The sequence below is a fragment of the Streptomyces sp. NPDC048002 genome (assembly GCF_040653275.1).
Classification (GTDB): Bacteria; Actinomycetota; Actinomycetes; order Streptomycetales; family Streptomycetaceae; genus Streptomyces.
This window is the reverse complement of sequence record NZ_JBEZNL010000048.1, coordinates 40,981-55,951: the sequence shown is the minus strand read 5'-3', so window position 1 is coordinate 55,951 and position 14,971 is coordinate 40,981. Positions and strand designations below refer to the sequence as shown.

Annotated in this window: 11 protein-coding genes; 3 read left to right on the top strand and 8 right to left on the bottom strand. The window is 71.3% G+C overall.

From position 1 onward, the window contains the following. From AB0E07_RS35460 to AB0E07_RS35450, 3 genes are all read right to left on the bottom strand, one after another. Positions 1–1,414: DEAD/DEAH box helicase (locus AB0E07_RS35460; RefSeq protein WP_362261287.1), on the bottom strand; the 1,414-nt coding region annotated here is incomplete at its 3' end. Positions 1,415–1,502: 88 nt separating this feature from the next. Next, positions 1,503–1,706: a cold-shock protein gene (locus AB0E07_RS35455; protein WP_007502648.1), complete on the bottom strand. Its 204-nt coding sequence runs from the start codon at positions 1,704–1,706 to the stop codon at positions 1,503–1,505. Positions 1,707–2,028: 322 nt separating this feature from the next. Beyond that, a complete protein-coding gene (locus AB0E07_RS35450) occupies positions 2,029–4,347 on the bottom strand; it encodes an FdhF/YdeP family oxidoreductase (RefSeq protein WP_362261285.1) in 2,319 nt (772 codons plus the stop codon). A gap of 174 nt (positions 4,348–4,521) precedes the next feature. On the opposite strand from AB0E07_RS35450, the gene AB0E07_RS35445 reads away from it, so the two are divergent. After that, positions 4,522–4,986, top strand: coding sequence for a GreA/GreB family elongation factor (locus AB0E07_RS35445; RefSeq protein ID WP_362261283.1), 465 nt, complete (start codon positions 4,522–4,524; stop codon positions 4,984–4,986). Between the two features lie 113 nt (positions 4,987–5,099). Here the strand turns inward: AB0E07_RS35445 and AB0E07_RS35440 are convergent, their stop codons facing one another. The 5 genes from AB0E07_RS35440 to AB0E07_RS35420 all read right to left on the bottom strand — a co-directional run bounded on the left by AB0E07_RS35440 (position 5,100) and on the right by AB0E07_RS35420 (position 12,188). Further along, positions 5,100–5,276, bottom strand: coding sequence for a hypothetical protein (locus AB0E07_RS35440; protein ID WP_362261281.1), 177 nt, complete (start codon positions 5,274–5,276; stop codon positions 5,100–5,102). Positions 5,277–5,321: 45 nt separating this feature from the next. Continuing rightward, positions 5,322–7,874, bottom strand: a complete 2,553-nt coding sequence (locus AB0E07_RS35435; protein ID WP_362261279.1) for an AAA family ATPase — start codon at positions 7,872–7,874, stop codon at positions 5,322–5,324. Between the two features lie 151 nt (positions 7,875–8,025). Then, positions 8,026–8,964: a LysR family transcriptional regulator gene (locus tag AB0E07_RS35430; protein WP_362261277.1), complete on the bottom strand. Its 939-nt coding sequence runs from the start codon at positions 8,962–8,964 to the stop codon at positions 8,026–8,028. Positions 8,965–9,001: 37 nt separating this feature from the next. Further along, positions 9,002–9,865: a formate dehydrogenase accessory sulfurtransferase FdhD gene (fdhD, locus tag AB0E07_RS35425; protein ID WP_362261275.1), complete on the bottom strand. Its 864-nt coding sequence runs from the start codon at positions 9,863–9,865 to the stop codon at positions 9,002–9,004. 37 nt (positions 9,866–9,902) lie between these two features. Next, complete coding sequence (locus AB0E07_RS35420; RefSeq protein WP_362261273.1) at positions 9,903–12,188, bottom strand: FdhF/YdeP family oxidoreductase; 2,286 nt, start codon at positions 12,186–12,188, stop codon at positions 9,903–9,905. Between the two features lie 253 nt (positions 12,189–12,441). On the opposite strand from AB0E07_RS35420, the gene AB0E07_RS35415 reads away from it, so the two are divergent. Next, positions 12,442–13,650 (top strand): glycoside hydrolase family 64 protein, encoded by a 1,209-nt coding sequence (locus tag AB0E07_RS35415; RefSeq protein WP_362261271.1) that lies wholly within the window; start codon positions 12,442–12,444, stop codon positions 13,648–13,650. Between the two features lie 106 nt (positions 13,651–13,756). After that, the gene (locus AB0E07_RS35410; RefSeq protein WP_362261269.1) at positions 13,757–14,884 is read left to right on the top strand and encodes a DNA alkylation repair protein; all 1,128 of its coding nucleotides are present in this window, start codon (positions 13,757–13,759) and stop codon (positions 14,882–14,884) included. Positions 14,885–14,971 lie beyond the last annotated feature (87 nt).

The following is a 14,971-nucleotide window of genomic DNA, read 5'->3' as shown; positions in this document are numbered from 1 at the left end:
CGGCCGCCGCCGGCTTCGCCCCGCCGCCCCGGCGGCGACGCCCACCGCTCGGGCGGGTGCCGTCCTCCGCACCGGCCCTGCGGGCGCCGCGCGGCGCCGGCGGGGTGACGGGCTGGGGCACCTCGATGGTGACGGCCACACCGGAGGGCTCGCGGGCACCGGTGATGGTGCTGAGCTGCACGTCGCCCGACGTCAGACGCGCCGTACGGGGCCGGATGCCCGCGTCCGACATCAGCCGGGTGACCTCGCGCTTCTGCTCGGGCAGCACCAGCGTGACCACGCTGCCGGAACCGCCGGCCCGCGCGGTGCGGCCACCGCGGTGCAGGTAGTCCTTGTGGTCGGCCGGCGGGTCGACGTTCACGACCAGGTCGAGGTCGTCGATGTGTATGCCGCGGGCCGCGACGTTCGTCGCCACCAGCGCGGTGACCTGGCCGTTCTTGAACTGCTCCAGCGTGCGGTTGCGCTGCGGCTGGGAGCGGCCCCCGTGCAGGGCGGCGGCACGGACGCCGACGGCCAGCAGCCGCTTGGCGAGGCGGTCCGCCGACCGCTTGGTGTCGAGGAAGAGGATGACCCGCCCGTCACGCGCCGCGATGCGGGTGGTGACGGCCTTCTTGTCGGTCTCGTCCAGGACGTGGAAGACGTGGTGCTCCATGGTGGTCACCGCGCCGGCCGAGGGGTCCACGGAGTGGACCACGGGGTCGGTGAGGAACTGCTGCACCAGGCGGTCGATGTTCCGGTCCAGGGTGGCCGAGAAGAGCAGGCGCTGCCCGTCCGGCCGCACCTGCCGGATCAGCTTGGTGATCTGCGGCAGGAAGCCCATGTCGGTCATCTGGTCGGCTTCGTCCAGCACCGTGATGCGGACGTCGTCGAGGACGCAGTCGCCGCGTTCGACGAGGTCGTTGAGCCGGCCGGGGCTCGCCACGACCACCTCGGTGCCCCGCCGGAGCTGGGCCGCCTGCTTGGTGATGGACAGCCCGCCCACGACCGTGGCCATCCGCAGGTTCACCGCGGTGGCGTACGGGGTGAGGGAGTCCGTGACCTGCTGGGCCAGCTCCCGGGTGGGGACCAGGACCAGGGCGAGCGGCGCCTTCGGCTGGGCGCGCAGCCCGGCCGTACGGGCGAGCAGCGCGAGTCCGAACGCGAGGGTCTTGCCGGAACCGGTGCGGCCCCGTCCCAGCACGTCACGGCCGGCCAGCGAGTTCGGCAGGGTGGCGGCCTGGATGGGGAAGGGAGTCGTCACGCCCTCGGCGGTGAGCGTCTTCAGCAGCCCCGCCGGCATGTCCAGGCCGGCGAATTCCTCGACGGCGGGAAGTGCGGGTGTCGTGCTTTCCGGCAACCGGAATTCCCTCGGCGCCGACGCGGGCGGCGTGGCCGACGAGGCACGCCGGTTCGGCTTCTGGGGTCTGCGGGGCATGCGGTGTTCTGCCTTCCTCAAAAACAGCGCAAACCGGGGTCTGCGCCGTAGTGGCGCGGACCCCGGTGAGCGGAAATGCGTCCGGCGATCAGGCGGGGACGATGTTCTCCGCCTGCGGGCCCTTCTGGCCCTGCGTGACGTCGAAGGAGACCCGCTGGCCTTCCTGCAGCTCACGGAAGCCCTGGGTCGCGATGTTCGAGTAGTGGGCGAAGACGTCGGGGCCGCCGCCGTCCTGCTCGATGAAGCCGAAACCCTTTTCAGAGTTGAACCACTTGACGGTTCCCTGTGCCATGACTTTCTCCTTCTGTAGGCAATGGGCCCCATCCGGAGAAGCCGGAAAAAACTAATGCGCCCGAGGAAAAGCATTCCCGTCAGGCGCACATAGGTTCATGGGTACCACAACTGCAACTCTGAAACCGTAGCACAGTCCGGCCGTCGGGGCTCGTCGGGACGGTGCGGGCGGGTCCGTCGGTCCGGCGGCGCCCGGAGCGGGCGCCGCCGGGGTGGTCAGCACTGCGGACGGCGCCCGTGGTTCGCGGCGTGCTTGCGGCGGGACTTCTTCTTGCGGCGTCGCTTCGAGGACATGGGTACCTCCCGGGGGGATCCCTCGTGGGTCACGTGGCCGCGGTGATGCGGACCTTCACGTGCTTCATGATCGGCTGGTCGCTCTGGGTGCTGTAGTCACCCAGCGCGATCAGCACGTTCATCTCGGGCATGTAACCGGCGGCGCAGCCGCGGGGAACGGCGTACGGCACGGCGAGGAACCCGTGGAGGGAGCGGTGGGTGCCGTCCTTGGCCGTCGCGACGATGTCCACCGGGTCGAACTCGCCGAGTCCGCGTTCGCGCATGTCGTCCTGGTTCATGAAGACCAGTTCCCGCAGGTTCTTGATGCCGCGGTAGCGGTCGTTGTCCGAGTAGATCGTGGTGTTCCACTGGTCGTGGGAGCGCATGGTGCCGAGCGCCAGCGTGCCGGGTTCGGGCACGACGTCGGGCAGTGGGGCGGCGGAGAACTCGGCGCGGCCCGAGGGGGTGAGGAAGACGAGTTCGCGGGCGGGCTGCTTGATGCGGAAGCCCAGGGGCAGCCGGACGCGGCGGTTGAAGTCCTCGAACCCGTCGAGGGCCCGCGCCATCGTGTCGCGGATACGGTCGTAGTCCTCGATGTACCAGTCCCAGGGGGTGTCGCTGTCGGGCAGCGCGGCCCTGGCCATCCCGGCGATGATCGCCGGCTCCGACAGCAGGTGTTCGGAGGCGGGGCGCTTCATACCGGTCGACAGGTGGACCATGCTCATGGAGTCCTCGACGGAGGTGGCCTGGACGCCGCCCCGCTGATGGTCCTTCTCCGTACGGCCGAGGCAGGGCAGGATCAGGGCCCGGCGGCCGTGCACGAGGTGGCTGCGGTTGAGCTTCGTGCTCACCTGGACCGTCAACTCGCAGCGGCGCAGGGCCTCGTAGGTGAAGGGGGTGTCGGGGGCGGCGAGGGCGAAGTTGCCGCCCATGCCGATGAACACCTTGACCGCGCCCTCGTGCATCGCCTTGATGGTGCCGACCGTGTCCAGTCCGTGCTCGCGGGGCGGGTCGATCGCGCAGACCTCCGCCAGCCGCTCCAGGAACTCCGCGGTGGGGCGGTGGTCGATGCCGCAGGTGCGGTTGCCCTGGACGTTGCTGTGTCCGCGCACGGGGGACGGTCCGGCGCCCTCGCGGCCCAGATTGCCGCGCAGCAGCAGGAGGTTGACGATCTCCCGTACGGTGTCCACGCCGTGCTCGTGCTGGGTGACGCCGAGGCACCAGCTGATGATGCTGCGGTCGGCGTCGGTGTAGACGCGGGCCGCCTTGAGGATGTCGGCGCGGGAGAGGCCGGACTGCCGTTCCAGTTCCTCCCACGGCGTCGTCTCGCACACCTTGCGGTAGTCGTCGAAGCCGGTGGTGTGCCGTTCGACGAACTCGTGGTCGACGGCCCTGGGGTCGGTGTGCTCCTGTTCGAGGACGGCCTTGGCCATGCCGCGGAGCAGGGCCATGTCGCCGCCCACGCGCACCTGGAGGTTGAGCGTGCCGGTGCGGGTGGCGTGGAAGGTGGCCATGTCCTTGAAGTCGTGCGGGATGATCGCCTTGCGCGCGGCGGCCTCGACCAGCGGGTTGACGTGCACGATCTGGGCGCCGCGGTGGTTCGCCTCGACCAGCGAGGTCAGCATCCGGGGCGCGTTGGAGGCGACGTTGACGCCCAGGATGAACAGAGCGTCCGTGGCCTCCCAGTCCTTGAGGTCGACCGTGCCCTTGCCGGTGCCGAGGGAGGCCTGGAGCGCGCGTCCGCTCGCCTCGTGGCACATGTTGGAGCAGTCCGGCAGGTTGTTCGTGCCGAGTTCCCGGGCCATCAACTGGTACAGGAAGGTGGCCTCGTTGCCGAGCCGCCCGGAGGTGTAGTACGCCGCCTCGTTCGGGTCGTCGAGTTCGCGCAGGGTCCGTCCGACCAGTTCGAACGCGTCCTTCCAGGAGATCGGCCGGTAGTGGTCGGTGTCGGCGTCGTAGACCAGGGGCTCCGTCAGCCGGCCCTGGTTCTCCAGCTCGAAGTCGCTCCAGGTGGACATCTCGCTCACCGTGTGGCGGGCGAAGAGGTCACGGCCGGCGCGCTTGCGGGTCATCTCCCAGGTGACGTGCTTGATGCCGTTCTCGCAGATGTCGAGCTTGAGGCCCTTGGTGTCGTCGGGCCACGCGCATCCGGGGCAGTCGAAGCCGCCGTCCTCGTGGTTCATCTTCATGATGGCCCGCGGTCCGTCGACCAGCGTGCGCTCCCGGAGCAGGAACCGGGTGACGCTGTCGGCGGCGCCCCATCCCGCGGCGGGGTGGTGGTAGGGCTTGAACTGCGGCTCGCCCTCGGCTGCGGGACCCACAGCGGGTTCGGTCGGCTCCGTTCCCTGATCGTCGTGGGGAGCGTTCAAGGCACTCACCTTCCGGCAGCCGAACGGAGTGCCGCGCACGGTTCGCGGCACTTTGATCCAGGCTATTCCGGTCCCTCCACCCTCGCCACGCGACCCGTGCCGCAGACCGGTTGCTAACCTCAAAAGCGAAGGAAGCAGCACAAATTGGATCCGTGTCGGGAGAGAGGAGCGGCCATGACGAGTGGACCGGAACCGATCAGCGCCGAGGCCCGTCGCGCGCTGGAGGAGGAGCTCGCCGATGTGCGCGCCGAGCGGCAGACGGTCGCCGTGACGCTCCAGGGCTCCTCGGACTCGGTGGGCGACAGCGCGGACCAGGCGGACGAACTCCAGCGCGCCGACGAACTCCGGCGGCTGGACGTCCGGATCGAGGACATCACCCTGCGGCTGCGGCAGGCCGCCACGGCAGGGCCGCCGCCCACCGGTGCGGTCGGGGTCGGCAGTACGGTCACCGTGCGGTTCGAGGACGGCAGCGAGCAGGTGGTCTCCATCGGCGAGGTGGCTGAGTCCCTCGACCAGAACCTGGTGACGGCGGACAGCCCTCTGGGCGGCGCGCTGCTCGGACACCGGGTCGGGGACACCGTCGGCTACGACACCCCGGGCGGGCGCGAGAGCGCGACGGTCGTGTCCCTGGGGACCTGACCGTCCCCGAAGGGTCGAACCGACCGCCCCCCGAAAGGCCGAACCGACCGTCCCGGAAAGGTCGAGCGCCGGTCCGCCCGGCGCTCGACGGTTGTGCGGGTGGGAACGGGGGCCTAGTAGGGCCGGCCGTCCGCGGAGGCGCCGCTCTCCCTGGGGAGGCCGACGCTCTCGCGCTCCTGCGCGGTCATCTGCTCCAGCAGCTCGTCGTCCGGCCGACGGGGCAGTCCACGGCTGTGGCCGGTGTCCGGATCGCCCTCGACCTCTTTGTTGGCCTTGTGATGACGCACCATTGCTGCCTCCTCGAAGGGGTGCGGCGCGCGCGGCGCCGCCGGACGTCAGGGCTTGTCTGCGGCCGCCTCGGCCGGTGCCCCGTCCCGCGCTTCCGGCTGCGCTTCCGGCTGCGCTTCCGGCTTGCGGACGGTGCAGTGGAGGGAGTCGTCCTTGATGTGGGCGACGATGGTGTCGCCCGGGTCCGCCTCACCGGCGAGCAGCAACTCGGCGATACGGTTGTCCAGTTCGGTCTGGATGGTGCGGCGCAGCGGACGGGCGCCGAACTCCGGCTGGTGACCGTGCGCGATCAGCAGCTTCTTCGCGTCCTCGGTGACGTCGAGTTCGACGCCCTGGGCGCGCACCCGGTGCTTGCTGCGGTCCAGCAGGTGGTCGACGATCCGGGAGAGGTCGTCCTCGGTGAGGGCGTGGAAGACGATGATGTCGTCGATGCGGTTGAGGAACTCCGGCAGGAACCGAGCCTTCAGCTCGTCCATCAGCGCGTCCTTGATCTCGGACGTGTCGCCCTTGTGGTCGAGGATGCGGTGGGCGCCGATGTTGGACGTCATGATGACGACCGTGTGCCGGAAGTCCACGGTGCGGCCCTGGGCGTCCGTGAGCCGGCCGTCGTCGAGGATCTGGAGCAGGGTGTTGAAGACGTCCGGGTGCGCCTTCTCCACCTCGTCGAACAGCACCACGCTGTACGGCTGGCGCCGGACCTTCTCGGTGAGCTGGCCGGCCTCCTCGTAGCCCACGTATCCGGGCGGGGCGCCGACCAGGCGGGCCACGGTGTGCTTCTCCTGGAACTCGCTCATGTCGAACCGGACCATGCGGTCCTCGTCGCCGAAGAGCAGCTCCGCCAGCGTCTTGGCCAGCTCGGTCTTGCCGACGCCGGTCGGGCCGAGGAAGAGGAACGAGCCGACCGGGCGGTTCGGGTCGCCCATGCCCGCGCGGTTGCGGCGCACCGCCTGCGAGACCGCCACGACGGCCTCGTCCTGGCCGACGATCCGCGCGTGCATCTCCTCCTCCAGCTTCAGCAGGCGCTCCTTCTCGCTCTCCGTCAGCTGGGCCACGGGGATGCCGGTACGCCGGGAGACGACGTCGGCGATGTCCCGGGCGGTGACCGTGACCACGCCCTCGCGGCGCTCCTCGATGCCCGCGAGTTCTCCCTCCACCTCGGCGATGTCCCGCTTCAGCCCGGCCGCCCGCTCGAAGTCCTCGGCGGTGACGGCCTGTTCCTGCTCCCGGCGGAGTTTGGCGATCCGGTCCTCGCGGCTGACCACCTCGGTGGACCGTCCGGCGCTGCGCAGCCGCACCCGCGCGCCCGCCTGGTCCATCACGTCGATCGCCTTGTCCGGCAGGAAGCGGTCACTGACGTAGCGGTCGGACAGTTCGGCGGAGGCCGCGAGCGCCTCGTCGGTGAAGCGGACCTGGTGGTGGGCCTCGTAGGAGTCGCGCAGGCCCTCCAGGATCAGCACCGTCTCCTCGACGGTGGGCTCGGGCACCAACACGGGCTGGAACCGCCGCTCCAGCGCCGCGTCCTTCTCCACGTGCTTGCGGTACTCGTCGATCGTCGTCGCGCCCACGACGTGCAGTTCGCCGCGGGCCAGGGCGGGCTTGAGCATGTTGCCGGCGTCCATCGCACCCTCGCCGGTGGCGCCCGCGCCGACCACCGTGTGCAGCTCGTCGATGAACAGGATGATCTCGCCCTCGGCCTTCTGGACGTCCTCGATGACCTTCTTCAGCCGTTCCTCGAACTGGCCGCGGTACTGGGCGCCCGCGACCATGCCGGACAGGTCCAGGGAGATCACCCGCTTGTCCTTGAGCGTCCCGGGCACCTCCCCGGCGACGATGCGCTGGGCCAGGCCCTCCACGATCGCCGTCTTGCCGACGCCGGGCTCGCCGATGAGGACCGGGTTGTTCTTGGAGCGGCGCGAGAGGATCTCGACGGTCTGTTCGATCTGCTCGGCGCGGCCGACCACCGGGTCCAGCTTGCCCGCCTTCGCCTCCTCGGTGAGGTCCCGGCCGAACTCCTCCAGCGTGGTGGCCGGTTCACGGCGCGCGGCGGGCGTGCCCTCGCCGCGGGAGGCCGCCGCCTGGTCCGCGACCGAGGCCAGCTTCTTCATGTCCTGCCCCTCGGAGCGGAGCATCCGGGCCGCACCGGAGTTGTCGCCGTCCAGGAGCGCTCCGAGGATGTGCTCCGGGCCGATGTACGAGGCACCGGCCGCCTGGGAACGGGCGTAGGCCGCGCCCAGGGTCCGCTTGGCCGCCGGGGTCAGTCCCGGCTCCGCCGACGGGGTGGCGGACTCGCCGGGCAGCACCTTGGCGATCTGGTCCGCGAGGGCGTCGGGATTTACTCCGGCCTGTGCCAGCAGGGCCCGGGACGGGTCGACCTTGGCCGCCGCCCACAGCAGGTGTTCGGTGTCGAGATCGGACGCGCCGTCCTCGACCGCCTTGCGCGCGGCGAGGTTCAGCAGCTCCTGCGACGACTCGGTCAGCAGCCGGCCGATCGGCACGCGTTGCACCGCGGGTGGGGAGGAGGCGGGCGACATTCCGAAGAAACGATTCAGCATGTCGCTGAAGGGATCGGAGGAACTGAAACCGAAGGGCGTCATCGACATGGAGGGCTCCTGGTCGGCAACATTCGCTTCCACGAAATCGCGCCACCCGGGGTCTCGCAAGCGGAGCCGCTCGCCGCCGACGGCGAGCCCGGCCGAAGGCGAAGCCCAGGCCCTGCGGGGCGGGCGTCCCCCTCAGCCCTCACCCGCGCCCTCAGCCCTCACCCGCGTCCCTCAGATGACGCCGCACCGCGCGGTCCAGCTCGGCGCTCACGTCCACCGCGGCCGCCGTGTCCGCGAGGGCCCTGGCCAGCATCGACTCCGGGCCCCGCCCGGCCAGGACCAGGCCGACCCCGAAGGTCCGCCGGGGCGGGGACATCGGGACGAGGCGGGCCCCGCCCGGCGCCCCGAACCCGTGCAGCCAGGCATGCGGCACGACGCTGGACAGCCCCATGGCCACGACATGGTCGTACACCGCCGCGACGGTGTCGGTCTCGACCGCCGGAACGGCCGCCGCGCCGTGATCCGCGAAGTGCGCGTCGAGGATGCGGCGGTTCTGCATGGTGGGCGCCAGCAGGCACAGCGGCGTCGAGGCGGCCTCGGCCCAGCCGACGGAGTCCTGATCGGCGAAGGGGCCGTCGTGCGGGGTCAGGAACAGGTACCGCTCCCGGTAGAGGGGCAGCAGGCGGACCTTGCCCAGGGGCTCGCCGTCCACGTACGTCATGCCCACGTCGATGTCGAACTCGTCGAGCCGGTCGACGATCTCCCGGGAGGACAGCGACTCCAGTGAGAACCGCACCTTGGGGTGCTCGGCGCGCAGCGGGGCGGTGAGCAGCGGGACGACGGGAAGGGCGGTCGGCACGACACCGATCCGCATGACGCCGGAGAGGCCGCCGCGCATGCTGGCCAGATCGCTGCGCAGCGCGTCCTGCTCGGCCAGCGTGCGGTGGGCCCACCGCAGGACCCGCCGGCCCTCCGGGGTGAAGCCCTCGAACCGCCGGCCGCGCTGCACGATCTGGACACCGAGTTCGGCCTCCAGTTTGCGGATGCCCGCGGAGAGGGCGGGCTGGGAGACGTGGCAGGCCCGTGCCGCCCGGCCGAAGTGTCCCTCACGCGCCAGCGCGCTCAGGTACTCCAGTTGTCGCAGCAGCATCCGTCATGGATACCCCGCGGGAGGCGGCGCGTAAAGCTCATGACCTGCGCGGTCCGGCCGCGGCGGAGCCGGCGACGCGGACGGCCAGCCGCTCGTCGCCGCTGTACACGTTCATGGAGCTGCCCCGGAGGAAGCCGACGAGGGTCAGCCCGCTCTCGGCGGCCAGGTCCACGGCGAGCGACGACGGGGCGGAGACCGCCGCCAGCATCGGGATCCCGGCCATCACGGCCTTCTGCACGAGTTCGAAGGAGGCCCGTCCGCTCACCATCAGCACGGTGCCGCGCAGCGGGAGCAGCCCCTCGCGCAGGGCGTGGCCGACGACCTTGTCGACGGCGTTGTGCCGGCCGACGTCCTCCCGCAGGCACAGCAGCTCGCCCTCGGCCGAGAAGAGCCCGGCGGCGTGCAGTCCGCCGGTGCTGTCGAACACCTTCTGCGCGGCGCGCAGCCGCTCGGGCAGCCGCGCCAGCAGCTCGGGCGCGATCCGCAGCCCGTCCCCGGCGACCGACCAGGGCGCGACCGTGCGTACGGCGTCGAGGCTCGCCTTGCCGCACAGGCCGCAGGCGGACGTCGTGTAGAAGTTCCGTTCGAGGGAGCGGTCCGGCGGGGCGACTCCCGGCGCGAGGGCGACGTCGACCACGTTGTAGGTGTTGCCGCCGTCCGCCGTGGCGCCCGCGCAGTAGCGGATGCCCGCCACCTGCCGGGCGCGGTGCAGGACGCCCTCGCCGACCAGGAATCCGGCGGCGAGGTCGAAGTCGTCGCCCGGGGTGCGCATGGTCACCGTGAGCGGGCGTCCGCCGACCCGGATCTCCATCGGTTCCTCGGCCGCCAGGGTGTCCGGACGGTACGAGGACACGCCGTCCCTGATCCGCAGCACCCGTCGCCGCGCGGTCACCCTGCCCATGGTCCGTCTCCCTTCCGCCGGCGCCGGGTGGTGGTGCTCATCCGGCGGGTTCCAGCCGGACCACCACACCCTTGGAGGTGGGGCAGTTGCTGATGTCGGCGACGCTGTCCAGCGGGACCAGGACGTTGGTCTCCGGGTAGTAGGCCGCCGCCGAGCCGCGGCTGGCGGGGTAGGCGACGACCCGGAAGTCCTCCGCCCGCCGCTCCACGCCGTCGTGCCACACGCTCACCAGATCCACGGTCGCACCGTCCGCGAGGTCCAGCTCGTCGAGGTCGGCGGGGTTGACGAGGACCACGCGGCGCGCGTTGTGGATACCCCGGTAGCGGTCGTCGGGCGCGTACCAGACGGTGTTCCACTGGTCGTGGGAGCGCAGGGTCTGGAGCAGCAGGTGGCCCGGGGGGACCTCCGGCACGGTGAGGTCGTTGCGGGTGAAGACGGCCTTCCCGCTCGGGGTGGGGAAGACGTACGAGTTCACCGGGTTGGGCAGGGTGAAGCCGCCGGGCCGGGAGACGCGGGCCTCGAAGTCCTCGAAGCCCGGTACGACGCGGGAGATCCGGTCCCGTACGGTGCCGTAGTCCGCCTCGAACTCCTCCCAGGGGAGGTCGGGTGAGGTGCCGAGGGTCCGGCGGGCGGTCCGGCTGATGATCGCGACCTCGCTGAGCAGGTCCGGGGAGGCCGGGGGCAGCTTGCCGCGGGAGGCGTGGACCTGGCTCATCGAGTCCTCGACGGTGACGAACCGCTCGACGCCCTCGTGCACGTCCCGGTCGCTGCGCCCGAGGGTGGGCAGGATCAGCGCGGTGTCCCCGCACACGGTGTGGGAGCGGTTGAGCTTGGTCGATATGTGCGCCGTCAGGGCGCACCGGCGCATGGCCTCCTCGGTGACCGCGCTGTCGGGCGTGGCCCGTACGAAGTTGCCCGCGACGCCGAGGAAGATCCGGGCCCGGCCGTCCCGCATGGCCCGGATGGCGTTGACGACGTCGAGGCCGTGGCGGGTGGGCGGGGTGAAGCCGAACTCCTTCTCCAGGGCGTCGAGGAACCGCTGCGGCATCCGCTCCCACACGCCCATGGTGCGGTCGCCCTGGACGTTGCTGTGGCCGCGCACCGGGCACACGCCCGCGCCCGGCCGGCCGATACTGCCCCTGGCCAGCAGGAAGTTGACCATCTCGCGGATCGTGGGGACCCCGTGCTTGTGCTGGGTGACGCCCATCGCCCAGCACACGATGATCTTCCGGCTCTCCAGCACCCGGTCGAAGACCCGCTCGATCTCCTCCCGGCTCAGACCGGTGGCCGTGTCGATGTCCTCCCAGGACACCTTGCGGGCGTGCTCGGCGAACTCGGTGAAGCCGGTGGTGTGCGCGTTGATGAAGTCGTGGTCGAGGACCGCTCCGGGCGCCGCGTCCTCGGCCTCCAGCAGCAGCTTGTTGAGGGCCTGGAAGAGGGCGAGGTCGCCGCCCGCGCGGATGTGCAGGAAGTGGTCGGCGATCCGGGTGCCGCGGCCGACGACGCCGCGGGCCTTCTGCGGGTTCTTGAAGCGGATCAGGCCCGCCTCGGGGAGCGTGTTGACCGCGACGACGTGTCCGCCGTTGCGCTTGGTCTCCTCCAGCGCCGACAGCATCCGCGGGTGGTTCGTCCCCGGGTTCTGGCCCACCACGAAGACGAGGTCGGCCTGGTGGATGTCGTCCAGCTGGACGCTGCCCTTGCCGATGCCGAGGGTCTCGGAGAGCGCGGAACCGCTGGACTCGTGGCACATGTTGGAGCAGTCGGGCAGGTTGTTGGTGCCGAAGGCGCGGGCGAACAGCTGGAGCAGGAAGGCCGGTTCGTTGCCGAGCCGTCCGGAGACGTAGAAGAGGGCCTCGTCCGGGGAGTCGAGGGACTTCAGTCCGCCGGCCAGCAGGTCGAGGGCCTCGTCCCAGCCGAGGGGTTCGTAGTGGGTGGCGCCGGGGCGTTTGACCATCGGCTCGGTGAGGCGGCCCTGCTGGTTCAGCCAGCGGTCGGACCTGGCGCCGAGGTCCGCGATCGAGTGCTCGCGGAAGAACTCCCGGGTGACGCGGCGCGAGGTGGCCTCGTCGCTGATGTGCTTGGCGCCGTTCTCGCAGTACTCGTTGAGGTGGCGCTTGCCCGCGGGCGGCTCCGGCCAGGCGCAGCCCGGGCAGTCGATGCCCTTGGACTGGTTGAGGGTGAGCAGGGTCAGCGCGGTCCGCTGCACCGAGGTCTGCCCCAGGGCGTGGCGCAGCGCGTGCGTCACGGCGGGCAGACCGGCCGCCCATTCCTTGGGCGGGGTGACCGTCAGGTCGTCGTCGGGGTCCTCGGCACTGCTGCGCATGGCGTGGTGTTCCTCTTTCCGCGGTCCTGCGAATCCCACCGCCGCCCACCTTCGGTGATGCCGCGAAGGTGCGTCAAAGACATCTCTTCGATGACCCGATAACCCTCGTTTATCGAGCCGGTGGAGCTGGCCCGGCGTCGACGGAATCGCGCACCCGCATTGACATGAACGCATCCGCGCGCAACTCTGAGAGCGCTCTCAAGTGGTCCGGACCAACTCCCCCACCCGATCCCTCCGCACAGGGAGACCACGTATGCCCCCACGCCTCCGACGGCGCCTGTCGGCACTCGCCACGGCCGCCGTACTGCTCCTCCTGGGCACCCTGCTGTCCCTCACGGGACCCTCGACCGCCGCCGCGGCCGTGCCCGCGACCATCCCGCTCAAGATCACCAACAGCTCCGGCCGCGGCGACGCCGTGCACGTCTACGTCCTCGGCACCTCCCTGACCACCGGCCGGCTCGGCTGGGCCGACGCGGGCGGCACCTTCCACCCCTGGCCGGCCGGCGGCAACCCGCCCGTCCCGGCCCCCGACGCGTCCATAGCGGGCCCCGCGAACGGCCAGTCCAAGACGATCACGATCCCCCAACTCGGGGGCGGCCGGATCTACTTCTCCTACGGCCAGAAGCTCGTGTTCAAGCTGGCCGCCGGCGGACTGGTGCAACCCGCGGTGCAGAACCCGACCGACCCCAACCGCGACATCCTCTTCAACTGGTCCGAGTTCACGCTCAATGACAGCGGACTGTGGATCAACAGCACCCAGGTGGACATGTTCTCCGCGCCCTACTCCGTCGGCGTGCAGCGGGCCGACGGCAGCGTGGCCAGCACCGGGCGCCTCAAGTCCGGTGGCTACAACGGGGTGTTCGCCGCGCTGCGCGCCCAGTCCGGCGGTTGGGGCAACCTGATCCAGACCCGTTCCGACGGCACCGTGCTGCGGGCGCTGTCCCCCACCTACGGTCTGGAGACGGGGGCGCTCCCGGCGGGCGTCCTGGACGACTACATCAACCGCGTCTGGCAGAAGTACGCCACGACCACGCTCACGGTCACCCCGTTCGCCGACCAGCCGAACACCAGGTACTACGGCCGGGTCTCCGGCGGCGTCATGAACTTCACCAACTCCTCCGGAGCCGTCGTCACCAGCTTCCAGAAGCCCGACGCGCCGAGCGTCTTCGGCTGCCACCGGCTCCTGGACGCCCCCAACGACCTGGTCCGAGGCCCCATTTCACGCACCCTGTGCGCCGGCTTCAACCGCTCCACCCTGCTCACCAACCCCAACCAGCCCGACACGGGCGCCGCCAACCACTACAAGGACGGGGTGACGAACCACTACTCCCGGATCATCCATGAGCGCATGGCGGACGGTAAGGCGTACGGGTTCGCCTTCGACGACGTCGGCCACCACGAGTCACTGGTCCACGACGGCAGCCCGCGTCAGGCGTACGTGACGCTGGACCCGTTCTCCTGACTCCTCCGCGAGTCCCCGCTCCGGCCCGCGCACCGGGCGGGCCGGAGCGGGGACGGAGCCGGGATACTGGTGGGTGCCCTGTCCGAGCGTCCTCCCGGGAGTGCACGTGCCCACCGCCGATGAGCTGATCAGCGCCGACGAGATCCACCGCCTCGCCGGCCTCCTGCGGCGGCACGCGCCCGGGACCTCGTCCTGGGACGCCGTTGCCGAGAGTGCGACGGCGCTCGGGACGCTGAGCGTCAGCGAGCGGGCGCGCGCCGTGGGCGAGGCGCTGCTGTCCGACTGCGACCGGGACCACGCCCGGCTGGCGCAGGCGGTGCGGGCCGCCCTCACCGACCCGGGGCTGACGGGCTGGATGGTGTGGCCGCTGACCGAGGCCGTCGCCGTCGCGGCCACCGGGGACGGCGGTGACGAGCCGTTCGACGACGGGCTCGACCTGCTGGCCCGTCTCACCCCCCGCCTGACCGCCGAGTTCGCGCTGCGCACCTTCCTCAACGCCGACCTGGACCGCACCCTGGCCGCCGCGCACCGCTGGACCGCCTCCCCCGACCCCGCCGTACGGCGGCTGGCGAGCGAGGGCACCCGCCCCCGGCTCCCCTGGGCACGCCAGGTCCCCTCGATCAACCGCGACCCGAGCGTCACCGTCCCGCTGCTGGACGCGCTGCACACCGACGCCTCCGACGACGTCCGCCGCTCCGTGGCCAACCATCTCAACGACATCTCCCGCCTCGACGCCCCCCTCGCCACCTCCGCCGCGGCCCGCTGGCTGCGCGGCCCGGACCCGACCACGCCCGCCCTGGTGCGGCACGCCCTGCGCACCCTGGTCAAAGCGGGCGAACCGGTCGCCCTGGAGCTCGTCGGGTTCCACGGCGGCCGGGACGACGTGAAGGTGGTCGGACCGGTCCTCACGCAGACCCGGATCCCGATGGGCGGAACGCTGAGCTTCAGCGCGCACCTCACCAACGTCTCCGCCGCGCCGGTGTCCCTCGCCGTCGACTACGTGGTCCATCACATGAAGGCGAACGGCCGGACGGCCCCCAAGGTCTTCAAGCTCGCGCGGCGCGATCTGACGCCCGGTGAGTCGACGGAGGTGACCCGCACCCATTCGTTCCGCCCCCTCACCACGCGCGTGTACCACCCGGGCACGCACGCCGTGCAACTCCAGGTCAACGGCCACCGGTTCGACCTGGTGGAGTTCACCCTCGGACCGGCGTCGGAGGCCACCGGGAGCTGAGCGGCCCGTCCCGGACGGGATGCCTGTGTGACGCATCACGCCTTGACGCGCACCCCGGCGCATGCGCTTGTGTGCGCTGCCCATGCG

What these genes read in the sequence shown, in the direction of transcription:
- AB0E07_RS35440 (WP_362261281.1), bottom strand. Translation starts at nt 5,276, where the DNA reads ATGGTGCGTCATCACAAGGCCAACAAAGAGGTCGAGGGCGATCCGGAC.
- AB0E07_RS35430 (WP_362261277.1), bottom strand. Translation starts at nt 8,964, where the DNA reads ATGCTGCTGCGACAACTGGAGTACCTGAGCGCGCTGGCGCGTGAGGGA.
- AB0E07_RS35415 (WP_362261271.1), top strand. Translation starts at nt 12,442, where the DNA reads ATGCCCCCACGCCTCCGACGGCGCCTGTCGGCACTCGCCACGGCCGCC.
- AB0E07_RS35455 (WP_007502648.1), bottom strand. Translation starts at nt 1,706, where the DNA reads ATGGCACAGGGAACCGTCAAGTGGTTCAACTCTGAAAAGGGTTTCGGC.
- AB0E07_RS35445 (WP_362261283.1), top strand. Translation starts at nt 4,522, where the DNA reads ATGACGAGTGGACCGGAACCGATCAGCGCCGAGGCCCGTCGCGCGCTG.
- AB0E07_RS35435 (WP_362261279.1), bottom strand. Translation starts at nt 7,874, where the DNA reads ATGTCGATGACGCCCTTCGGTTTCAGTTCCTCCGATCCCTTCAGCGAC.
- AB0E07_RS35420 (WP_362261273.1), bottom strand. Translation starts at nt 12,188, where the DNA reads ATGCGCAGCAGTGCCGAGGACCCCGACGACGACCTGACGGTCACCCCG.
- fdhD (WP_362261275.1), bottom strand. Translation starts at nt 9,865, where the DNA reads ATGGGCAGGGTGACCGCGCGGCGACGGGTGCTGCGGATCAGGGACGGC.